This window comes from Telluria sp. B2 (assembly GCF_051789535.1).
Taxonomy (GTDB): domain Bacteria; phylum Pseudomonadota; class Gammaproteobacteria; order Burkholderiales; family Burkholderiaceae_D; genus Telluria.
Window position 1 is genome coordinate 3,462,777 of record NZ_CP196525.1, and the last position, 21,682, is coordinate 3,484,458.

Annotated in this window: 21 protein-coding genes; 5 read left to right on the top strand and 16 right to left on the bottom strand. The window is 67.4% G+C overall.

What is annotated here, in order from left to right; translation table 11 throughout:
- Window positions 1–11 precede the first annotated feature (11 nt).
- Window positions 12–467 (top strand): putative toxin-antitoxin system toxin component, PIN family, encoded by a 456-nt coding sequence (locus tag ACSUZJ_RS15365; RefSeq protein WP_499409566.1) that lies wholly within the window; start codon window positions 12–14, stop codon window positions 465–467.
- A gap of 26 nt (window positions 468–493) precedes the next feature.
- On the top strand, window positions 494–1,651 hold the full coding sequence (locus tag ACSUZJ_RS15370) for a pyridoxal phosphate-dependent aminotransferase (protein WP_499409568.1): 1,158 nt from the start codon (window positions 494–496) through the stop codon (window positions 1,649–1,651).
- A gap of 161 nt (window positions 1,652–1,812) precedes the next feature.
- Here the strand turns inward: ACSUZJ_RS15370 and ACSUZJ_RS15375 are convergent, their stop codons facing one another.
- The 16 genes from ACSUZJ_RS15375 to ACSUZJ_RS15450 form a co-directional block, all read right to left on the bottom strand.
- Window positions 1,813–2,916, bottom strand: a complete 1,104-nt coding sequence (locus ACSUZJ_RS15375) for a tetratricopeptide repeat protein (RefSeq protein ID WP_499409570.1) — start codon at window positions 2,914–2,916, stop codon at window positions 1,813–1,815.
- The gene (locus ACSUZJ_RS15380) at window positions 2,913–3,800 is read right to left on the bottom strand and encodes an ExeA family protein (protein ID WP_499409572.1); all 888 of its coding nucleotides are present in this window, start codon (window positions 3,798–3,800) and stop codon (window positions 2,913–2,915) included. The genes ACSUZJ_RS15375 and ACSUZJ_RS15380 overlap by 4 nt, the downstream gene beginning before the upstream one ends.
- Window positions 3,800–5,590, bottom strand: a complete 1,791-nt coding sequence (gene mshL / locus ACSUZJ_RS15385) for a pilus (MSHA type) biogenesis protein MshL (RefSeq protein WP_499409574.1) — start codon at window positions 5,588–5,590, stop codon at window positions 3,800–3,802. The genes ACSUZJ_RS15380 and mshL overlap by 1 nt, the downstream gene beginning before the upstream one ends.
- 14 nt (window positions 5,591–5,604) lie before the next feature.
- Window positions 5,605–5,979: a hypothetical protein gene (locus ACSUZJ_RS15390; protein ID WP_499409576.1), complete on the bottom strand. Its 375-nt coding sequence runs from the start codon at window positions 5,977–5,979 to the stop codon at window positions 5,605–5,607.
- 11 nt (window positions 5,980–5,990) lie between these two features.
- The gene (locus tag ACSUZJ_RS15395; protein ID WP_499409578.1) at window positions 5,991–6,692 is read right to left on the bottom strand and encodes a hypothetical protein; all 702 of its coding nucleotides are present in this window, start codon (window positions 6,690–6,692) and stop codon (window positions 5,991–5,993) included.
- Window positions 6,689–7,345 (bottom strand): PilN domain-containing protein, encoded by a 657-nt coding sequence (locus ACSUZJ_RS15400; protein ID WP_499409580.1) that lies wholly within the window; start codon window positions 7,343–7,345, stop codon window positions 6,689–6,691. Before ACSUZJ_RS15400 ends, ACSUZJ_RS15395 begins: the two co-directional genes overlap by 4 nt.
- On the bottom strand, window positions 7,342–8,283 hold the full coding sequence (locus ACSUZJ_RS15405) for an agglutinin biogenesis protein MshI (protein ID WP_499409582.1): 942 nt from the start codon (window positions 8,281–8,283) through the stop codon (window positions 7,342–7,344). The genes ACSUZJ_RS15400 and ACSUZJ_RS15405 overlap by 4 nt, the downstream gene beginning before the upstream one ends.
- A gap of 136 nt (window positions 8,284–8,419) precedes the next feature.
- Window positions 8,420–11,506 (bottom strand): hypothetical protein, encoded by a 3,087-nt coding sequence (locus ACSUZJ_RS15410; protein WP_499409584.1) that lies wholly within the window; start codon window positions 11,504–11,506, stop codon window positions 8,420–8,422.
- Window positions 11,503–11,982 carry an agglutinin biogenesis protein MshP gene (locus ACSUZJ_RS15415; protein WP_499409586.1) on the bottom strand — a complete coding sequence of 160 codons (480 nt, stop codon included), beginning with the start codon at window positions 11,980–11,982 and terminating at the stop codon, window positions 11,503–11,505. The genes ACSUZJ_RS15410 and ACSUZJ_RS15415 overlap by 4 nt, the downstream gene beginning before the upstream one ends.
- Window positions 11,979–12,836 carry a PulJ/GspJ family protein gene (locus ACSUZJ_RS15420; protein WP_499409588.1) on the bottom strand — a complete coding sequence of 286 codons (858 nt, stop codon included), beginning with the start codon at window positions 12,834–12,836 and terminating at the stop codon, window positions 11,979–11,981. The genes ACSUZJ_RS15415 and ACSUZJ_RS15420 overlap by 4 nt, the downstream gene beginning before the upstream one ends.
- A gap of 11 nt (window positions 12,837–12,847) precedes the next feature.
- A complete protein-coding gene (locus ACSUZJ_RS15425; RefSeq protein WP_499409590.1) occupies window positions 12,848–13,450 on the bottom strand; it encodes a type IV pilus modification PilV family protein in 603 nt (200 codons plus the stop codon).
- On the bottom strand, window positions 13,440–13,928 hold the full coding sequence (locus ACSUZJ_RS15430) for a pilus assembly FimT family protein (protein WP_499409592.1): 489 nt from the start codon (window positions 13,926–13,928) through the stop codon (window positions 13,440–13,442). Before ACSUZJ_RS15430 ends, ACSUZJ_RS15425 begins: the two co-directional genes overlap by 11 nt.
- 90 nt (window positions 13,929–14,018) lie before the next feature.
- Window positions 14,019–14,564: a prepilin-type N-terminal cleavage/methylation domain-containing protein gene (locus ACSUZJ_RS15435; protein WP_499409594.1), complete on the bottom strand. Its 546-nt coding sequence runs from the start codon at window positions 14,562–14,564 to the stop codon at window positions 14,019–14,021.
- A gap of 39 nt (window positions 14,565–14,603) precedes the next feature.
- Window positions 14,604–15,143 carry a pilus assembly FimT family protein gene (locus tag ACSUZJ_RS15440; protein ID WP_499409596.1) on the bottom strand — a complete coding sequence of 180 codons (540 nt, stop codon included), beginning with the start codon at window positions 15,141–15,143 and terminating at the stop codon, window positions 14,604–14,606.
- Window positions 15,140–16,378, bottom strand: a complete 1,239-nt coding sequence (locus tag ACSUZJ_RS15445; RefSeq protein WP_499409598.1) for a type II secretion system F family protein — start codon at window positions 16,376–16,378, stop codon at window positions 15,140–15,142. Before ACSUZJ_RS15445 ends, ACSUZJ_RS15440 begins: the two co-directional genes overlap by 4 nt.
- Window positions 16,378–18,081 carry a GspE/PulE family protein gene (locus ACSUZJ_RS15450; protein WP_499409600.1) on the bottom strand — a complete coding sequence of 568 codons (1,704 nt, stop codon included), beginning with the start codon at window positions 18,079–18,081 and terminating at the stop codon, window positions 16,378–16,380. Before ACSUZJ_RS15450 ends, ACSUZJ_RS15445 begins: the two co-directional genes overlap by 1 nt.
- A gap of 381 nt (window positions 18,082–18,462) precedes the next feature.
- Between ACSUZJ_RS15450 and ACSUZJ_RS15455 the strand changes: the two genes are divergently transcribed.
- From ACSUZJ_RS15455 to ACSUZJ_RS15465, 3 genes are all read left to right on the top strand, one after another.
- Window positions 18,463–19,167, top strand: coding sequence for a histidine phosphatase family protein (locus ACSUZJ_RS15455; RefSeq protein WP_499409602.1), 705 nt, complete (start codon window positions 18,463–18,465; stop codon window positions 19,165–19,167).
- A 147-nt stretch (window positions 19,168–19,314) separates the two neighbouring features.
- Entirely contained in the window at window positions 19,315–20,358 is a 1,044-nt protein-coding gene (locus ACSUZJ_RS15460) for a phosphotransferase family protein (RefSeq protein WP_499416568.1), read from the top strand.
- A 33-nt stretch (window positions 20,359–20,391) separates the two neighbouring features.
- A complete protein-coding gene (locus tag ACSUZJ_RS15465) occupies window positions 20,392–21,609 on the top strand; it encodes an acyl-CoA dehydrogenase family protein (RefSeq protein WP_499409604.1) in 1,218 nt (405 codons plus the stop codon).
- Window positions 21,610–21,682 lie beyond the last annotated feature (73 nt).

Consider the following 21,682-nt stretch of genomic DNA (forward strand, 5'->3'; position numbering starts at 1 on the left):
TAAGTTCCCATATGATACCTGCTTCCGCACAACGCATCGTTCTCGACACCAACGTTTGCCTGGATCTGTTCGTCTTCCACGACAAGCGCTGGGACCTGCTCCTGCAGGCGCTCGAGGCCGGCGAAGTCCAGGCCCTCACCCGCGCCGACTGCCGCGGCGAATACCGCACGGTGCTGCATTATCCTCACCTGCCGCTCGACGAGGCCGCGCGCGAGCAGGCGGCGGCGCGCTTCGACGCCTTGATCGCCGTGGTGGCCCCGGACAGCAAACCGGTCCGCCTGCCGGTCTGCACCGACCGCGACGACCAGAAGTTCCTGGAGATCGCGCGCGACGCCGGCGCCCAGGTCCTGGTCACGAAGGACAAGGCCCTGCTGAAACTCGCCCGCAAGACCCTGCAGGCCGGACTGTTCCGCATCATGCTGCCGGAAGCCTGGACCAGGACGCAGCTTGCCGGCGCAGTACAATGATCGATACCGCAACTCTACCTTCGACCATGAACACCCCAGCACTGCAATCGCGCCTGCCGGCTGTCGGCACCACCGTTTTCTCCACGATGTCCGCCCTCGCCGCCGAGCACGGCGCCGTGAACCTCGGCCAGGGCTTTCCCGACTTCGGCTGCGACCCGCGCCTGCTCGACCATGTGAACGAGGCCATGCGCGCCGGCCACAACCAGTATCCGATGATGAGCGGCGTGCCGGCCCTGCGCGAAGCGATCGCGGCAAAGATCGGCCGGCTCTACGGACGCAGCTACGACGCCAACCTGGAGATCACCGTGACCGCCGGCGCCACCCAGGCGCTGACCACGGCCATCCTCTGCTGCGTGCATCCGGGCGAGGAAGCGATCGTCATCGAGCCGGCCTACGACAGCTACGCGCCCGCGATCGCGCTGGCCGGCGGGGTGATGGTGCCGGTGACGATGGAGCTCGACGGCCAGGGCTACAGCGTGCCCTGGGACAAGGTGGCAGCCGCGGTGAGCCCGCGCACCCGCCTCATCGTCATCAATTCGCCGCACAATCCGACCGGCGCCATCCTGCGCCGCGCCGACCTCGAACGCCTGGCGGCGCTCGTGGCCGGCACCGGCATCCTCATCCTGTCCGACGAAGTCTACGAACACATGGTGTACGACGGCCAGCGCCACGAATCCGTAGCCAGCCACCCGGTGCTGGCCGAGCGCGCCTTCGTGGTCTCGAGTTTCGGCAAGACCTACCACGTGACCGGCTGGAAGATCGGCTATGTGGCCGCGCCCGCGGCGCTCACCGCGGAGTTCCGCAAGGTCCACCAATACAACGTATTCACGGTGAACACGCCGATGCAGCACGGCCTCGCCCGCTACATGGCGGATCCGGCGCCCTACCTCGAGCTCCCTGGCTTCTACCAGAAGAAGCGCGACCTGTTCCGCGCCGGCCTGGCCGGGACCCGCTTCGAACTGCTGCCGGCCGACGGCACCTATTTCCAGTGCGTGCGCTATGACGCCGTATCAAGCCTGCCCGAGACCGAGTTCGCGCGCTGGCTGACCACCGAATTCAAGGTCGCGGCGATTCCCGTCTCGCCCTTCTACAGCCAGCCGAAGGAGTCGGGCATCGTGCGCTTCTGCTTTGCCAAGCAGGACGAGACCTTGCGTATCGCCCTGGCGCGCCTGGCCAGGATCTAAGGAAGCACTGATTTATTCATGACGGCGGTCTTGGCCTGGAGAAAAAACGCCCTGCTGCGTTGCAAATCCTCGCCATACCACGCGGTATGGCTGCGGTTTGCGCCTTGCCGGCCGCTTTTTTTCATGGCCTATCCCATCCGCCAGAACAAATCAGTGCTTCCTTAACGCGCCACCTGCTGCAGCCTGCGCTCCACAAAGCCCTGGAGCTCGGGCGAGAGCGTGCCCGCCGCCTTGGCGCGGCGGAAGGCCTCGGCGGCATCGGGGCTGCGCTTTTCGGCCTGCAGCGAGATCCCCAGCCCCATCCACCACACCGCGTTGTTCGGCGCGCTGCGCAGCGCGGCCTGGTATTGTTCGACCGCCTCGCGCTGGCGTCCCTGGCGCTGCAGGGCGCCGGCCAGGAAGCCGTGGTATTCGCCGTCGCCCGCCGCGTAAGGCAGGGTGCGCAGCAGGGTCTCGATGCCGCTGCCGCCGCGCTCGATCTGCAGGCGCGCCAGCAGCATCGCCAGCGCCGGCTGGCGCGCGTCCAGAGCCAGGGCCTGCTGCAGCTCGGCCACCGCCTCGTCGTTGCGCCCGTTCTCGATCAGCAGGCCCACCAGGGTCTGGCGCGCGGCATCGTGTTTTGGATTGGCGCGCAGCGCCGCCTGCAGGCCGGCGATGGCCTCGGCGACGCGGCCGTCCTGCAGGCCGGCCAGGGCGCGGCGGTAGCCATTTTCGGCGCGCTGGAGCGCGGTTTCGCTGCGGCCCTGGACCGGGTTGGCAGGACGGGAATCGTCCGCACCCGCTTCGTCCGGGAAACTGCCGGCGGCGATTTCCTTGCGCTTGAGCGCGGCGCCCCGGGCGACGTCGGCACGGGCCTTCTGCGCTGCCCTGTCCTGTTCGGCGCGCAGCCGGGGCGCGGCGGGGGCGGGCGCGGCTGCCGGCGCCGGATCGTCCTGCGCGGCCGGCCTCTCGGCCTGCGCGGGCGCGGGCGCCGCTGCGTTGACGGCCGGCGCAAGCTCGGCCACGGTCGCCGGCACGGCAGGCGGCGCGGCCTGTGCGGCCGGCGCCGGCGGACGCGGGTCGAAGGTCTTGCCCTTGATCGGCAACAGCACCATGGCGCCCACGCCCAGTGCCGCTGCCAGCAGCGCGGCGGTGATGGCCGCGATCCGGCGGCGCGGGCGGGTCGACGCACCGCCCGGCACCGGTTTGACCTCGAGCGGCACCTCCCCCGCACGCGCATTGCCGCGCGCATCGAGGTCCTGCAACATTTTATTTATCAGGCTCATCGTACAAAAGTCCAGGCAAGTCCCGCCATGCCGGCAAGCACGCTTGCGCCGGCCAGCCATGGCCAGCGGCGGCGTTGGATGGCGATGGTATCGCGCGCGGCGGCGGCCACGTGGGCCGCGCCCACCTCCTGCCGTCCCTGCCCGTAGCACAGCATCAGCGCCTTGTGCGCGAGGATGTTCACCAGGCGCGGGATGCCGCCGCTGGCGCGGTACAGGCGGGCGATCGCGCGGCGCGAGAACAGGCGCGCGCCGTTGTAGCCAGCCACCCGCAGGCGGTGCGCGATGTAGTAGTCCAGGTCGTCCCGGTCCAGCGGACCGAGATGATAGTGAAAGGTGATGCGCTGGGCGAGCTGGCGGATCGACTCGTGTTCCAGCTTGCGGTTCAGTTCGGGCTGGCCGAACAGGACGATCTGCAGCAGCTTGCGCTTTTCCGTCTCGAGATTGGTCAGCAGGCGCAGCGCCTCCATGGTCTCGAGCGGCAGCGCCTGGGCCTCGTCGATGCACAGCAGCACGCGCTTGCCCTGCCCTGCCAGCATCAGGAGGTGGTGGGTAAGCGTTTTCAGGAGCTGGTGCTGGTCGACATCGCGGTCCAGCACCAGCTCGAGCTCGTCGGCAAGGGCCAGCATCAGGGTGCGCGGCTCGAGGTAGGGATTCGGGATCCAGGCGGTGATGAAATCCTCGCCCAGCGTCGCCATGAACTTGCGGCACAGCAGCGTCTTGCCGGTCCCGACCTCGCCGGTGATCTTGATGAAGCCTTCGCCGGTCCTGGCCGCCACCAGCAGGGTGTTGAGCGCTTCCTGCGAGCGCGGGCTGCCGAAAAAGAAACTCGTGTCCGGCGTAATGCCGAACGGCAGCTCGCGCAGGCCGAAATGCGCTTCGTACATTATCTGCGCTCCAGGGTGCGCGGATCGAGCTGCTCGATGCGGCGCGTGGTGTCGAGCAGGTCCTGGTTCCAGTTATTGGCGCTGTCGACGATGGTCGGCTTGATCAGCACCACCAGCTCGCGCTTCTGGTTGATCTTGTTCTTGTTGCGAAACAGCGCACCCAGCACCGGCACCCTGCCGGCCCCGGGAAGCTGGCTGGTGTCGTCGGTCGACGCCTGGCGCATCAGGCCGCCGATCGCGACCACCTGGCCGTCCTGGCCGCGCACGATGCTGTCGAGTTCCGAGGTGCTCGACGCCGCCAGCGGAAGGGTCAGCGAGCCGGCCGAACCGAGGTTGATGCCCTTGGTCACGGTGCTGACCTGGCTCACCGAGGGATGCACGTGCAGCAGGATGTTGCCGCTGTCGTCGATCTGCGGCGTCACGTCCAGCACCACGCCCGAGAAGAAGGGCTGCAGCGTCACGCTCGGGGTGATGGTGTTGCCGGTGGCGGTGTTGTTGGTGGTCGTGGTCACGCCGGTCACGTAGAACTCGTCGGTGCCGATCTTCAGCACCGCCTTCTGGTTGTTCACGGCTGCGATGCGCGGGCTCGACAGTACGTGGACCGTGCCCTGCGACTCCAGGAAGGAGATCAGGGCCGCGAAGTTATTCGTCTGCACCGCCAGGCCGAACAGCGAACCGGCCGCGTTGGCAGCGTTCGACAGCGAAAAGCCGGTGCTGGCCGACAGGCCGGTGCCGTTGCTGATCACCGGCGGCTGGCCGCCCGTGTAGGGCAGCGGCGCCAGGCCAGTGCCGGGCGAAATCAGGCCGCCCGAGACCCGGTTCGGGTGCGAGCTCTTGATCGAGGCGAACGAAGCCCAGTTGATGCCGCTCTGAAACTGGTCGTTCAGCTCGACTTCGAGGATCTTGGCTTCCAGGATCACCTGGCGGTCGACCGCGAGCTGGGTCGCCTTCAGGTAGGCGTCGACGTTGCGCAGCTCCTCGGGCATGGCGCGGATCACGAGCACGCCCGACTGCGGGCTGACCACCACGCTGCGCCCGCCCTGCTTCGAACCGACGATGGCTTCGATGGCGTCACGCAGGTCGGTCCAGAAATCGTTGTCCGAGGTGGTGTTGACGTCGGTGCTCTGGATCTGGCTGTTGCCCTGGCCGTAGGGATCGTTCGGGTTGTTCGGGTTGTTCTGGTTATTGCCCATGCCCTGGTTGCCGACGCCCTGGCCCTGGTTGCCGCTGCCATTATTGTTATTGCCGGCGTTCGAGACCGAGGTCGAGGTCACGCGCAGGTTCGACGTGCCGCGGCGGTTGCCGACCAGGTAGTTCACGCGGAACATGCGGGTCTGCATGGTCAGCGGACGGATCGTCACGCGGTTGCCTTCGATCTTGTAGTCGTAGCCATACATCTCGCGAATCGCTTCCAGCGTTTCCTGCAGGGTGACGTCCTTCAGGTTGGCGCTGATGCTGCCCGACACCTCCGGATGCACCAGCATGTTGTAGCGCGTGCCGGCCACGATCGAGCGGAAGAACTGCTGCGCGGGGACGTTGTTGAAGGCGACGTTGAAGCGTTCCTCCAGCGCCGGGCGGGCCTTCGGCAATTCCTTCGCCAGCTTCGACGCCGGCGGCAGCAGGGCGTCGGCGACCGGGTCGCTCGCCGGCTGGGGCGCGCTGGTGGCGGCGCTGGCGGTGGCGACTTCGCGCTTGATGGCGTCATAGGTCGCATGCGGCGGCGTGACCTGGCAGGCGCCGAGCAGTGCGGCGCCCGACAGGACGCTCGTGGAGAGTAGGTGTTTTCGCATCGTCATTGTTCTCGTCAGTCTCCGCGTACACGCTCGAGCCCGCCACCCGACGGGGGCGGGCTGGCGGGAGCGTCCAGTTTCAGCACGCGCCGTTCGCGCCCGCGCACCAGCTCGACTTCGTTGGGGCCCATGCGCGTCACGCGCATGCCGCGCACCGTGTCGCCCAGGCGCACCGTCTCGCCGTCGATGACGGCGACGTGGCGCCCGCCCGGCTGGCGCGCGATGAGCACCGACTGCAGGCGCGGCGCGGACGGTGCCGCGGGAGCGATGCGCGCAGCCGCACTCCCTTCCAGCATCGAGGCCGGCGGCCGGGTCGGGTCGCGCAGCGCCTGGGCGGCGGCCGGCAGCGAGCATGCAAGCAGCAGGCACAGCGCAAGTGCGCGTCTCACGGCGCACTTCTTCACAGCTTCATCCATTTGCGGTCCAGGCTCAGGGTGTAGAGCGTCAGCGTCAGGCGCGACGCCGGCCAGGTCTCGGCCTCGAGCTGGGCGCGGCCCCAGAACAGCTGGGTCGGCAGGCTCTCGAGCGCGGCCATGTAGTCGATCATGTCGAGGTAGCCGCCGCGCACGGTGATCTCCACGCCGTGACGATACAGCAACTCGGCCGGGCCGGGCGTGGTGTTTTGTGAAGCCGCCGCCGTGCCCGGCGCGGGCCCGGCGGCGCGCCTTCCCGCTTCCAGCACCGACTCGGCCGGCAGGGTGCGCACCGACACCAGCGTCAGGCGTCCGTTGGCGCGCACGATGGAATCGAGCAGCGGCGCCATGCGCTCGGGAGCCACCAGGCCGTTCTGCATCGCGCGCAGCTGGATGCTCAGGTCCTCGATTTCCTTGCGTACCGCCGCCAGGCGCGCGCGCGCCGGTGCGTCCGGATCCTGCTGGGCCGCCTCGACCCGCGCGCGGATCTCGTTGTCGATACCCTCGATGTTGTTGTTCTGCTGGCTGATCTGGGCATTGAGCGCGTCCTGCCTGCGCAGCTGCGGTCCGAGCGCGAAGAAGTGCATCAGGAACACGATGGCGGCCGCGCTGGCCGCGAACACCAGGATGCGTTCGCGCAGCGTCAGGGCGTCGATGCGCGCCGCCAGTTTGATCCATCGTTCTTTCATGGGCGCGGCGCCTCGCTGTTCGATTGCAGGCTGAATTCGACGTACGGCGCAACCTGGGGCGCCGCCGGCTCGGCCGGCGCCTGCGCGCCCGGGACCGCCGCTTTCGCTCCCTCCGAAATTTGCAGGCTGCCGAAGCCCTTGCCCTGCAGGACAGGCTCGCGCGTCAGCCGCGTCAGGTAGCCAGGCACCGCCTGCGCATCGAGGGCGCGGCCGCGCACCCCGATCTCGTTGCCGGCGCCATGAATGGTGATGCCCGTCAGCCACAGCCCTTCGACATGCTGGCGCGCCAGTGCGCGGAAGTATTCAGCGTAGCCGCGCGTGTTGCCCAGCTCTCCGCGCTGCAGCACGCCGGACACCTCGCGCAGGGCGCCGAGCTGGCGTTCGGCCTCGCTCACCGCGCCGGCCAGCGTCGGATCCTTCTGGCGCGGCGGGAACTCGGCCGTCACCGCCGCCAGGCGCGCCTGGCGCTGCTGGAGTTGCGCCGCGCCCGCGTCGGCCTGGCGCTGCAGCGACTTGACGCGCATGTCGCCGTAGGCCGCCATCGCCGCCACGCCCAGCACCAGCACGGCGAGCGCCTGGGCCATGGTGCGGCTCGAGAAGATCTTCTTCTGCTGCAGGAAGATCGGGTTGAACAGGTTGATCTGCTGGCTCACAGCACCGTCTCCTCGTGGCGCAGGGCCGCGCCGAGCGGCACCAGGAAGCGCTGCTGCAGGGCCTTGTCGGCCAGCTCGGGCGCCCGGCCGAAGTCGAACAGGCTCGCCAGGTCGAGGGTATCGACCGGCATGTAGAGGTTGCTCGACAGGTAATCCTCGAGCCCGACCACGGTCGACGGGGCCAGCACCAGCTTTGCCACGCTGATGAAGGAGTACTGGCGCTCGAAGTTGTCGAGCGAGCGCTGCAGTTCGAGCGTGACGCGGTCGAACACGGCGTGCCTGCGCTCGTGGACGGGATCGAGCAGCTGCTCGGGCGCGATGTCGATGCGCCGCGTGAGATAGAGTTCGCCCTTGTAGGACACGGTCAGCAGGCCGCCCTCCTCGCTGAAGGACAGCATGGCCAGGCCGCGCCCTTCCGGCTCGATCATCGCCGCGATGTTTCGCTGCGCCATTTCGGGAATGTCGATCACGGACAGTTCGACTTTTGCCCCGGCAAACAGCTTCTGGCGCGCCTCGATGATGCTGTTGCGCGCCGCGATCGCGAACATCGAATGCTGGGCGCGCACCGCCGCGCCCTGGTCGACCGGCAGGTCGAGCACGTCGATGGTGGCGTCGTCGATGTGGAAGTCGAGCATGTCCTTCAGGCGCCAGCGCACCGCGGTCTTCAGTTCGTCCGCCGCCACGTTGGGCGCGTCCACCGACAGGATCTGGTATTCGCCGGCAGCCAGTACCGTGCTGCAGCGGTAGGCGTTCGCATGCAGCTCGCGGCCCAGCTTCTCCAGCAGCTCCGGTCCCACCTTGCCCGGATAGAAGACCGCCTGACGGACCTGGGGACGGATCTCGGGCGCGGTCTGCATGCTGACGGCGGCGATGCCGTCGCGCAGCAGGCTGATCGCCAGCCATCCTTCTCTGTTCTTGGCTCTTCTAAAAAAACGCATGCAGGTCGGGTACCGTGGTGATACAGCGATGAGGTTTGTCTCGTAAAGGCTTGATTATATTCAAGTCCGACGCCTAAGCGATAAAAAAATGTTGCTGGTTTATTCAGCCTGCTGCCGGATTATCATTGACGCGCCGTCAATAGACTTCCCGCAGGTAGATCAGCGCGCTGCGGGTGGCGCCGAAATTCACCCTGCCGCGCGTCGCCGGCAGCCAGGGATGGCCGGTGGGCTGGACCCAGACGCTGCCGGCCCGGCCCGCGCCCGGCGCGTTCAGCAGGTAGACGCCGGCGCCGCCCGTCAGCGTGACATTCTGCGTCGCGCTCGGACTGTTCAGGATCGCGGTATTGCAGTTCTGCAGTCCCGTATCGCCGGCCGCGGGAGTGGCCGTGCCGGCCCGCAGGTCGCGCCAGCAGGAGGTATAGTTCGCCGCCGCCGTGAAGGCCTGGTTCGGGATGTCGGTGTGGTTGACCCATGCCGCGCCGCTCCAGTACTGGGCCTGCAGCCTGAGCGGCGTGCGCCGGGTGTTGCTGCCCTGGGCGCTGCCGACGTTCAGGCGGCCGTTGATGATCATTACGCCATCCTCGGCCGACTGCGCCGGGTCGTCGCGCAGGGACGAGATGGCGACGGCTTTCAGGCCGCTCGACAACGCGCCGGTCTTGGCCACGGCAACCGTCTCCGGCGAGCTTGCCCGCAGGTAGATCGGTGTCGGCGCGCTCCAGGCCGTGTTCGCGGGCTTGCTGACGTCGAACGGCGTCTCGAGCGTGAAGTTCGGCGCGCCGGTCAGGCGCGCAATGCCGGCGTCCGAGCCGAGCTCGCCGCCAACCAGGGCGCGCGTGGTGGCGCCCTGCCCCGGCGCCGTCACGGCGCTCAGCGTCACCGGTTTGCGCCAGGCCCCGGTGTAGTTCTCCAGTTCGTCGCCGGCCAGGTTGTAGGCCTTGACCTCGACATCGAAAGGCTGGCCCGAATAGGCCGCGCCGCTCACGACCGCGGGCGCGCCCTCGCACCCCATCTCTGCTTGGCATTGCGAAGGCGCGGTCACCGTGGTCGTGTAATAGGCCGGGTAGAAGCGGCCGACCGGCTCGCGCTTGCCGCCCACGGCCAGGCCGGTAGCCAGGTAGTCGGCCAGCGACGGCGTCAGGTTGATGGCGCCGACCTCGCTGTACTGCAGCGTGGCGGCGATCGAACCGCTCTTCGCTCCCTGGCCCGACGACGTCAGCGTACCCGCTTCGCTCATCGGCGCCGCCGTGCCCGCCGCCGGCGAATGCGCGAACGACACCGTCGGCAGATTTTTTTCGTTGCCGAAGTTCTGCGCGAACGTCGTTCCATCGGCCAGCAAGGCGCCGACTTCGACATTGAAATCCTCCCCCGTCTTGGCGAAGGCGACGCCGTCGGGCGTGATCGTCCGCGGATTGGCGCCGCCGAGCACATTGGTGATGCTGCGCACTGCCAGCTGGAGCGGACGCGCGGTGAAGGAATTCGAGGAGGCGACACGCCCGTTCGCCAGCAGGTTCAGCTGGACTGTGCCCACGTCCGGGTAGCCGAAGTTCGACTGCGCCGCCGTCACCGCGGCCGAGGCGCTGTTGGCGGCAAAGGCCATCTTGACCGCGCTCGACCAGGCGCTGGCCGTACCCGCCGCCGGCGCGCCGCCGTTCGGGGTGCAGACCGGCAGCACTGCGCCGGCATAGCCGGCGCCGACCTTGCCGCTGGCCGGATCGTCGCAGCTCAGGCTGAACTGCATCGGCACCGTGGTCTGCTGGGTCGTGTGGAGCGCCATGGTCGTGGTTCCGTTCACGGCCGTGACGTAGATCTTGGCGTTGGCGCCGCCGGTCATCGGCCCGTTGTAGAGCGGGCAGTCGGCGCTGTCGACCGCCTTGTTCGGAGCGCAGGGGACGGACGTGAACACGTAGCCCGGCATCGCGGTCGCGGAGCCGGTCGCGGTGAACGTGCTGCTGGCGCTGTTGTTGGCGCTGTTGTTGTCCGAGGTGCCGGCCACGCTGGCGTTGTTGGTCATGCTGCCGGCCTGGTTCACGGCGGCGGTGATGACCAGCGGCGCGGCGGTCGTGTTCGGCGCCATCGACGGCCTGTAGGTGCAGGTGACGACCTGGCCGCTGCTGGTGCAGCTCCAGTTCACGCCGCTGGCGGAGACGAAGCTCATCCCCGCCGGCAGGGTGTCGGTGACGGTGATCGGGCCAGCCTCGGTATAGGGGCCGTTGTTCGACACCACCAGGGTATAGGTCGCCTTGCCGCCGACGGCGGTCGAGCCGCCGCGCGTCATCGCGATCGAGAGGTCCGACACCGGCAGGGTCGGCACCACCAGGATCTCGGCATTGAGCAGCACCAGGTCCTGGCCGGTGCGGTAGGTCGTGGTCACGCTGGGCGCATAGAAGATCCACTGCACCACCTCGGTGTCGTAGGCGTCGAAGTCGATTCCGTAGGAAGAGGGATCGCGGTTGATGTTGCTCTTCGAGTTGAACTGGTTGCCGGACGGGTTCATGTCGTCGGTCAGCTCATTGCCCTCGAAGATCAGGTTCTCGCCGCCCTGCGACAGGGTGGAGTCGCCTTCCCAGGTGATGTGACCGACACGCGCCTTTTCGCGGGTCGGCCACCAGGGCGAGGGCCAGCGGAAGTTGGTGGCGGTGAAGCTGATTTCGCCGTTCTGGAAGAAGCGGAAACCCTCGTACAGGTTCAGCACGCGCTCCGGCTCGTCACGGTGCGAGTAGATGACCAGCAGCGAAAAACCGCCCAGCACCGCCTGCGACGCGCACCAGGGATTGCCGGTGGCGACCGTCAGGCCGGAAAAGCCGTAGGTGCCGGCTCCCTTGTTCTTGACGATGTCGGTGACGTCGGCGGCGCCGCCGAAATACTTCATGCCGTTGCCGACCGTGTTGGACGAATACTTGCGCGTGGCGGTGACGGAGTTGCCTTCGAAGCTCACGGTATTGTCGGCGGAGCCGGAGCCGGCCCAGTAGAGTTGTGCCGACAGCACCGTCGCGTTGCTCGGCAGGCTCAGGCTCGCCTTGAGCGTGCTGGTCGAGGAGGCGACCGAGCAGGCATCCTTGTTGTTGGGCTTGGTGCGGAGCGTCACCTGGGTGCCGGTGAAATTGACGCTGCCGTTGAAGCTCTTCCACAGGCTGATGGCGGTGTCGGCGCGCGCCGGGGCGCACAGCGCCAGCAGCATGGCGAACCAGGCGCACAGGCGCAGCAAGAGTGGCAGCGCGCTCAAATCTGCACCTCGATCACGCGCGCGACGTAGTCGGCGCTGTTGTTCGGAGCCGGGCAGTCGCCCGCGTTCGCCGTGCAGGCGCTGGCGCGGATGCGACGGCGGTCCAGGTTGACGTTCGCGTTGGCCGAGGCCGGCCCCGGATTCATCCAGCATTCGACCGTGACGCGAAACGGCGCCAGCGTGCCGGCCGGGAGCTGGAAGCGGTCGATCGCGGACACCGCGCCGTTCACCGAGGCCGTGGCGCAGTAGGCGGCATCGGTCGCGCGCCGCAGCAGGGCCCACTCGATGCCGGCGCGCGCGGCCTGGTAGGCGCGTGCGCCCTGCTCGTCCAGCGCGCTGGACTGGCGCTGGGTAGCGAAGATGGCGACCAGGGCGGCCGCCAGTCCGGCCAGCACGACCAGCAGGAAAATCGCGGTGACCAGGCCGGCGCCGGCGCTGCGGCGCGCCTGCGGAAAATGAAATGAATACGGCATCATGGCGTATTGTCGACGTGGACCTGGTGGACCAGGCGCACCGCTGGGGCGGCAAGGTTGCGGGTGCGCAGGCTCAGGGCCAGCACCACCAGGCCGGCATTGGTGGCGGCCACGTGATCGCCGCGAAAGACGTTCGCGCAGTTGGTGACGCGCGCGGCCAGCACGGCCGCGCGCGCGTTCGCCGGCGGCACGACCATTGCCGCGTTCACGCCATAGTTCGAGTAGCGCCGGATCTGGAAGCCGCCGTCGGGCGCGGCTTCGCAGACATAGGAGACGGCGCCCTCGACGACCTGGAAGCGCGCGTCCGGAGAAGGCAACGGCACCGGCTGCGCCGCGAAGCGGTTGACGCCCAGGGTGATCACGGGGCTGACCGCGCCCGCCGCCACCGCCTGCGCCACCGGCGACATGGTCGTGCCCTCGTAGGCGTCCGCACCCGGCACGCCGAGATTCATGACCGCGATGAAGTCGCCGGGCTGGATGGCCTCGGCCAGGGTGCCGACCATGCCGAAGCTCGTGTCGCCGGCGTCGGTGAAGGAGAGCGTGTCGCCGCCCTGCACTTCATCCTCCTCGGCCAGGTAGCGCCCGCCCGTCCGGGTGAGCAGGAATTCGATGGCGCTGCCGGCCGCGTTCACGCGCACGCTGTTGGGCAGGGCCAGGCGGATGTCGCGCGCCATGCGGCGCAGGGCGAGGTCGGCCTCGTCGCTGGCCTCGGCGCGGGCGACGGCGTCGACGTAACCCTGGATCGGCGCGCGGATGAAGACGGCGACGATGGCGCCAAGGATGCCGATGATGACGATCACCATGATCGTCTCGACCAGCGTGAAGCCGCGCTGGGCGCCGCCGCGGGACACGCACACCGGGCGCGCCATCACTGGAAACCCGGGCGCGCGTGGCGCGTGCGGTAGGCTTCCAGCACCACCGGCCCATCGCCGCCGAAGGTGACGGTGACGCGGATGCGCAGCACATCGGTATTGGCCAGCGTGCCGCCGGCGCCTGCGCCGCCCAGCTGGGCCGGCGCGACGTTCACGGTCGCCGCATAGCCCTGCACGCCGAGCGGCTGGCCGGTGACGTCGACCAGCTGGCCGGCGGCGTCGTTGAATGCGGCCGTGTCCACGTTGGGCTGCACCACGTAGTCGTTGACGTTGTCGAAGGGACGCGGATTGACCGGCTCGGGCGCAAGCTGGCCCCAGTTCTCCCGGATCGTGCATTGGGTCGGGTCGGCCTGGGTGTCGAAATCGGGCGAGCTGGGGTCGCACAGGGTGAAGCCGGCCGAGCGCACCTCTTCCAGCAGGCCTTCGGCAATCATCAGCGCCTGCTTGCGGCGCAGCGGATCGGCGCTATTGGCGGTGGCCAGGCGCATGACCATGATGATGCCGGCCAGGGCGATGGCGACGATCACGATGAACATGATCAGCTCGACCATGGTCACGCCGCGCTGGCGGCGCAGTCGCTGCACGGTCTCAGAAAACATGGCCGGTCACCGCGGCGACGCTGACGGTGCGGGTGGCGCTGCCGCCGACGATCGTGACGCTCAGTCCGCCGAACTGATTGGCCTGGGGCGGGTTGAAAGGCTGGCCGAGGGCGTCGAAACCCATGACGGTGATGTTCGCGTTGCCGGTGACATTGGCCGGACGGCCTTCGCACATCCAGGTGCGCACGCCGCAGGCTGCGCGGGTGGCGTCGGACCAGCTGTTCTCGCTTGGGGCGCGCACCTGGTTGGGGGCGGCGCAAGGCTCCTCGTTGGCGAAGCACAGTGCGATGCGGTTCGGGGCGAGCTGGACGAAGACGTTGCGGTTCTGGGCGATCGCGATCTTCTGGCCGTAGCGCAGGATGGCGCGCAGCTGCTCGGCTGCGGTCTCGGCGTCGTAGACCGTGCGATCGAAAAAGCGCGTCATCGCCACCGCCGACACGATGCCGACGAGGACGATGACGAGGATGAGTTCCACCATGGTGAAGCCATGATGGCGAAGCCGAAGCCGGAGGCGGCCGGGGGCCGGAGCCAAGGAAGGATACAGGCCGGCCACGTCGTCAGGACAGGATTACTGGCAGCTGTCGGCAGTGCCGGTCAAGGTGATGACCGGGGCGGTGACGATGCCGGTGGTGGCATTCGCCGACGCCGGGGCGTAGGTGACGAAGCATTTTGCCACGTTGGCCGATTTTTCCAGGCTCTTCGGTGCGATGGCGATGTTGCCAGCGTCAACTTTCGGACGCGGGCTGCCGGTGGTCGCCTCTGCGCCTTCGGCAAACACCACGTAATCGGTCTCGGCCAGGCCGGCCGCTGCCAGCATCTTCTTACGGTTATCATCAGACGTGATCACCGGATAGCCGGTGGCCGTGCTCATGTCGACGGCAGTACCCTCGACGTCGACGGTCGAGCCTGGCGAAACGAGAAACTTACCGTGGATCATGGCTGACGAGGCGGACAGGGCGCCCCTGGCTGCGTTCAGGCTGGCGAGACGAGCGTCGCCGCTCAGGTTGGTAAATTTGGGCAGTGCGGTCGCAGCCAGGATGCCGAGGATGACGATCACGACGATCAGTTCGATCAGGGTGAAGCCGCCTTGGGCCGATTTGATGCTCTTGTTCATTACTTTTTCTCCGATTGAAGGGACGCGGAACAAACCGCTTTAGTTACTAGTAGCGACCTTCTGGTTTTCGACTTCATCCAGTACCAGGCCTTCGGTGACCTTGCTCCGTCCATCTGGTTCGACCGGCTTGGGCACGCGGAGCAATTCTACCTTGAACCTAAGAAATTCTGGTGTCTCGCCAGAAAAACTTTTGGTCGATGCCGATAGATAGACCAGGGTCCGTTTCGCTTTGTCGAAGTACCAATTCCCCTTTGGGAGTGTGGATTCATCCGGGGAATAATACTCGCCAAGGTAGTTTTTTGGGCGTTCCACCAGCCAATCCATGGGATTTTCATGTGCAATTGGCAATAAAGCGGCCTGGCCGCCATTCGACAGGGCCTGGGCCGAGCGTACCGAGAGTGCGGTTCGCAGCGAGCTGATGAGTTGTTTCGCCGCAACGAGCTCGGATTCGCCCGCGTAGGCGACGAGGCGATTCAGCAACATGCCGGCCAGCAGGCTGACCACGGTGGCGGCCACGGCCAGCTCGAACAGGGCGAAGCCGCGCGCAGATCCAGCGGAACGGGCCGATCGCATCGTCATTGCCGGTGCAGGGCCGCCTGGCCGAGGTCCCAGATGGGCAGGAAGATGCCGAGCGCCATCACCAGCACCGTCAGGCCGAGGAAGACGATCAGGATGGGCTCGATCTGGGCGGACAGGGTCTTCAGCTCGTAATCGACTTCGCGTTCGTACATCAGCGCGATCTCGTCCATCAGGTCGTCGAGCGAACCGGTCTCCTCGCCCACCGCGATCATCTGCAGCACGATGGGGGTGAAGACGTTGGCGGCGGTCGAGGTGCGCAGGATGCTTTCGCCGCGCTCGACGCCGTCGCGCATCTGTTCGATGCGGGCGGCCAAATAGGCGTTGTCGGCGGTCTGCGACACCACGGTCAGCGCCTGCACCATCGGCACGCCGCTCCTCATCGACAGCGCGAAGCTGCGCGCGAAGCGCGACATGGTCGACTTGTGGATGATCTTGCCGGCGATCGGCAGGCGCAGCTTGTAGCGGTCCCAGTTGTAGCGCCCCTTGGCCGATCCGACCCAGGAGCGAAAGCCGAGGAAGCCGCCGACCGTGGCCGCCAGCAGCAGCGGCCAGTAGTCGAGCGTGAAGCGCGAGGTCGCCATCAGGATGCGCGTCATCAGCGGCAGTTCGGTGTGCAGGCTCTGGAACACCTTGGCGAACTGGGGAATGACGAACATGTTCACGACCACCATCGCCAGCGCCATTGCGATCACGACGAAGCTCGGATAGCGCAGCGCCGCCTTGACGCGGTCGCGCATGTCGCGGTCGAATTCGAGGTGGTCGAACAGGCGCAGGAAGATCTCTTCCAGGCGCCCGGTCATTTCGCCCACCCGCACCATCGACAGGTAGAAGCTCGAGAAGACCGCCGGGTGACGCCGCATCGCGCTGGACAGTTCGCGTCCCGAGTCGAGCGACTCGCGCAGGTCCTTGATGACGCGGCCGAAAGCCGGACTGGTGCTTGACTCCTGCAGGCCGGCCAGGCCGCGCATGATGGGCACGCCGGACTTGAGCAGGGTGTGCATCTGGCGGCTGAACAGCTGCACGTCCATCGACTTCACCGGCTTCTCGCGCACGCGCTCCCACCAGCTCCGTGCTTCGCCGTTGGCGGCGCTCTTGCGCGTGGTCGCCACGATCTCGACCGGCGTGACGCCGGTGCCGAACAGCTGGTCGGCCACGGCGCCGGCATCGGGCCCCTCCAGCACGCCCTGCATCAGCTCGCCGCGCGCGTTGCGGCCCTTGTAGGCAAAGAAGGGCATCAGTCCTCTACCTGGTTACTGATGCGCATGGCTTCGGCAATCGTCGTGCGTCCCTGCACGGCCAGCTGCACGCCGTGGCGGCGCAGGGTCTCGCCCGCCATCTCGGCCTGCGCCACCTTCAGGAAGTGCGACGGGTCCGGGTGATTCGCGGCGTCGGTCACGGCGCGCGTCATCTCCAGCAGTTCGTACACGCCGGTGCGACCGCGGTAGCCGGTGCCGTTGCAATGCGAGCAGCCCTTCCCGTGGAAGAAGGGCGTGGTGTCGGCGTGCTCGCCCAGTTCGGTGCGCAGCCAGGTGCGTTCCGGCGGCGTCGGCGCGTAGGGCGTGCTGCAGCTTTCGCAGATCACGCGCACCAGGCGCTGGGCCAGCACGGCCTGCAGCGAGCCGCCCACCATGTAGCGCGGCACGCCCATGTCCATCAGGCGCAGCGGGGTCGAGGCGGCGTCGTTGGTGTGCAGGGTCGAGAGCACCAGGTGGCCGGTCATGGCGGCGCGCAGGCCGATCTGGGCGGTTTCCTGGTCGCGCATCTCCCCGACCAGCACGATGTCCGGATCCTGGCGCAGGGCCGAGCGCAGCACGCGGGCAAAACTCAGCTCGATCTTCTCATTCACCTGGACCTGGTTGATGCCCTGCAGGCGGTATTCGACCGGGTCCTCGACCGTGATCAGCTTCTTCTGGACCGAATTGAGTTCGGCCAGCGCGCTGTACAGCGTGGTGGTCTTGCCGGAACCGGTAGGTCCGGTCACCAGCACCAGGCCGTTCGGGCGCTGGACGATGGCGCGGAAGCGTTCGAGCATCCGGCGCGGCATGCCGATCGATTCCAGGCGCAGGGTATTGCCGGCCTGGCTCAGGAGTCGCATGACGACCGATTCGCCGTACTGGGTCGGCATGGTCGAGATACGCACGTCGATGCGCTGGTTCCTGACCCTGACGGCGAAGCGGCCGTCCTGGGGCAGGCGCTTTTCCGAGATGTCCAGGTCGGCCATCAGCTTCAGGCGCAGGGCCAGCGGCGTGGCGACCTTGATGTCGGCCTCGGTCTGCAGGTGCAGCACGCCGTCGATGCGGAAGCGGATCTGCAGGCGCCCTTCCTGGGGCTCGATGTGGATGTCCGAGGCGCGCACCTGGGCGGCGTCGTCGAACACCGACTGCAGCAGTTTCACGACCGGCGCCTCTTCCAGGCCCGGGTTCGCGGTCATGGCCCCGAAGTCGACAAAGGCGTCGCCGATGTCGGCCTCGACCTCGCGGGCGAAGTCGGTGATCTCGCCGGTACGGCGGTAGATGCGGTCGATCGTGTGCAGGACCTCGGTCTCGTTGACCACCGCCAGCTCCACGCCCTTCTTCAGCAGGCGCGCGATCTCGTCGTAGGCGAACAGGTCGGTCGGGTCGGACACGCCGACCAGCACCGTCTCGCGGCGGTCTTCCAGCACCAGCGCGCGGAAGCGGCGCGCGGCCGTTTCCGGCAGCAGGCGCACCAGCTGGTCGCTGATGTTGTAGAACTTGAGGTTGACGTAGGGGATGTTCAGCTGGCGCGCCAGTGCGCTCGAAATCTGTTCCTCGGTCACGAAGCCGTTCTCGACGAACACGCGGCCGAGCTTGCGTCCAGTGCGTTTCTGGTCGGCCAGGGCCTGGTTCAACTGCTCTTCGGACAGCAGCTTTTGCTGGATCAGCACCTCGCCGAGTCGGATTTTTTCCGGCCTTGCCATGAGTCCCTTACGAATGATCTGGAAATGGGGATTATTCTAAGGCAGAACCGGGCGATATTTACCGTCGGAATTTATTTCTGTGGCCAGGATGCCGCGCTCGGCAGTGCGATGCGTGTAAGATAAACAAGAGCTGGATGGGCCGAGAAGTTCTCGTAGGGTGGGCACGCCGTGCCCACGCGGTACGCACGGGGCCATCGTCCGCTGCGGCGAGATGCCGCTCGAAACGCATGCGATGAATACGAACCAGGTGAGTGGCTCCGCTTTGCCCCGCGAGCGAGTCATCACGGCTAACGCTGAACGCATCGACACGTAACGCGTGGGCACTCCGTGCCCACCCTACGGTCGCTGCTGTCGTCCGATTCAATTTTCGTGAGGTTGTAGATGCCTGAACAAGCCCCGACGCGCCGCCGCGTCTTCCTGATGCGCCACGGCAGCGTGACCTACTTCGACGCCGCCGGCAAACCGGTCCTGCCCGAGCAGGTCCCGCTCAACGAGGAGGGCCGGGCCCAGGCCGATGCCGCCGGCGCCGCCTTTGCCGCCGCCGGCATCCGTTTCGACCGCGTCATCGTCTCCGGCCTGCCGCGCACCGTCGAGACCGCCACCCGCGTGCTCGCCGCCAGCGGCCAGCAGATCGCGCTCGACACCTGGCCCGAGCTGCACGAGATCCGCGGCGGGCGCCTCTCAAACATCCCGACCGCCGACCTGAAACGCGCCTTCACCGGCGCCTTCGAGGGCGTGGTGAATCCGGAGCAGCGCTTCCTCGGCGGCGAATCGGTCGGCGAGATGATGGACCGCGTGCATCCGGCGATCCAGAAACTGCGCGCCGACCCCGGCTGGGACACCGTGCTGCTGGTCCTGCACGGCGGCGTCAACTGCGCCATCCTCTCGCTGGCGCTTACCGGCCAGCGCCTCTTCCTCGGCGGCCTGGCCCAGACGGCCGGCTGCATCAATGCGCTCGACGTCGGCGCCGACCCGGCCGATTGGGTGGTGCGCTTCGTGAACTACGTGCCCCCTGCCCCGCTGCAGCCGGGTGCGCGCAGCACCACGATGGAACAGTTGTTCGAGCAGTACAAAAGGTCACGCTGACGACGACGCCGAGCTCGCGCCGGGCGCACCGGTTCGCCTGGCAAAACGGCCGAAAAAATAGCAAAAACAAATAGCACGGTCGTGCATTTCATCGGCTACAATCACTCGACAACAACACAGGAGGAGACGCCAGTGTACGAAGAAATGATGGGCACCAAACCGGTGTCCGAGGCCCAGAAATTCGATGTCGAGGCGCTTGCCGCATGGTTGCGGGAACATGCGCCGGACTTCCCGGCCGGCCCGCTCGAGGTCGAGCAGTTCAAGGGCGGGCAATCGAACCCGACCTTCAAGCTGCGCGCCGGCGGCCAGCAGTACGTGCTGCGCACCAAGCCCGGCCCGGCAGCCAAGCTGTTGCCGTCGGCGCATGCGATCGACCGCGAATTCCGCGTGATGCAGGCCCTGCACGGCGCCGGCTTCCCGGTGCCGCGCCAGATCGTGCTGTGCACCGACGAATCGGTCATCGGCCGTGCCTTCTTCCTGATGGAATGCGTCGAAGGCCGCGTGCTGTGGGAGCAGTCGCTGCCCGGCATGACGAAGGAAGAACGCGGCGCCATCTACGACGAGATGAACCGCGTGATCGCCCAGCTCCATACCATCGACTACGCCGCCGTCGGTCTTGCCGACTACGGCAAGCCGGGCAACTACTTCGCGCGCCAGATCGAGCGCTGGACCAAGCAGTACCAGGCCTCCGCAACCGAGACCATCGAGGCCATGGACCGCCTCATCGAATGGCTGCCGAAGAACATCCCGCCGGGCGAGGACACGTCCATCGTGCACGGCGACTTCCGCCTGGATAACATCATCTTCCACCCGACCGAGCCGCGCATCCTCGCCGTGCTCGACTGGGAACTGTCGACCCTGGGCCACCCGCTCGCAGACTTCTCCTACCACTGCATGTCCTGGCATATCCCGCCGGGCAAGTTCCGCGGCATCGCCGGACTGGACCTGGCAGCGCTGGGCATTCCCGACCAGGAAGAATACGTGCGCCGCTACTGCGAGCGCACCGGCAAGACCATCCGCCCCGAGGATTTCAACTTCTACCTCGCCTACAACATGTTCCGCCTGGCCGGCATCATGCAGGGCATCATGAAGCGCTACGTCGACGGCACCGCCTCGAGCGCACAAGCGCTGCAGAACGGCAAAGCCGCCCGCCCCATGGCCGAGATGGCCTGGCAATTCGCGAACCGCTGAGGGCGCGCCCCCACTATAACAAGGAGACATGCAATGGATTTCGAGTATTCCGACCGCTGCAAGGAACTGCAGGCGCGCCTGATCGCCTTCATGGACGAGCACATCTATCCGAACGAAAAGGCCTTCAAGGAAGAAGTCGACCGTAACGGCGCCGCCGGCGACCGCTGGGTACCGACCGAACTGATCGAACGCCTGAAACCGCTGGCGCGCGAACGGGGCCTGTGGAATCTGTTCCTGCCGAAGTCGGCGCGCGCGCCCGAGGGCCTGTCCAACCTCGACTATGCCCCGCTGTGCGAGATCATGGGCCGCGTGTCCTGGGCGCCAGAGGTGTTCAACTGCTCGGCGCCGGACACCGGCAACATGGAGACCCTGGAGCGCTACGCCGGCGAGGAACACAAGACGCGCTGGCTCGAGCCCCTGCTGCGCGGCGAGATCCGCTCGGCCTTCGCCATGACCGAGCCCGACGTGGCCTCGTCGGATGCGACCAACATCGCCACCCGCATCGAGCGTGACGGAGATGAATACGTCATCAACGGCCACAAGTGGTGGATCTCGGGCGCGGGCGACCCGCGCTGCCAGATCTTCATCGTCATGGGCAAGACCGATCCGAACGCGGCGCGCCACCAGCAGCAGTCGATGATCCTGGTGCCGGCCGACACGCCGGGCATCACGATCAAGCGCCCGCTGCCGGTGTTCGGCTACGACGACGCCCCGCATGGCCACTGCGAGATCCTGTTCGAGAACGTGCGCGTCCCCGCCGCCAACATGCTGCTGGGCGAAGGGCGCGGCTTCGAGATCGCCCAGGGCCGCCTCGGACCGGGCCGCATCCACCACTGCATGCGTTCGATCGGTGTCGCGGAGCGCGCCCTGGAACTGATGTGCAAGCGCCTCGACAGCCGGGTCGCCTTCGGCCGCAAGATCTCCGAACAGGGCGTGTGGCGCGAGCGCATCGCCGAAGCGCGCATCCGCATCGACACCGCGCGCCTGCTGACCCTGAAGACCGCCTACCTGATGGATACGGTCGGCAACAAGAAGGCCCAGGCCGAGATCGCGATGATCAAGGTGCTGGCCCCGACCGTCGCCCAGCAGGTGCTCGACTGGGCGATCCAGGCCCACGGCGCCGGCGGCGTCTCGGACGACTTCCCGCTGGCCTACCAGTGGGCCGGCAACCGCACCCTGCGCCTGGCCGACGGCCCGGACGAGGTGCACCGCAACGCGATTGCCAAGCTGGAGCTTGCCAAATACGCATAAGCTGTTGCTGGGCATCTACATCCCGGGCGGCTTGACGGTCTTCGTCGGCCGTCGAGCTGTTCCCCGCCGCCCG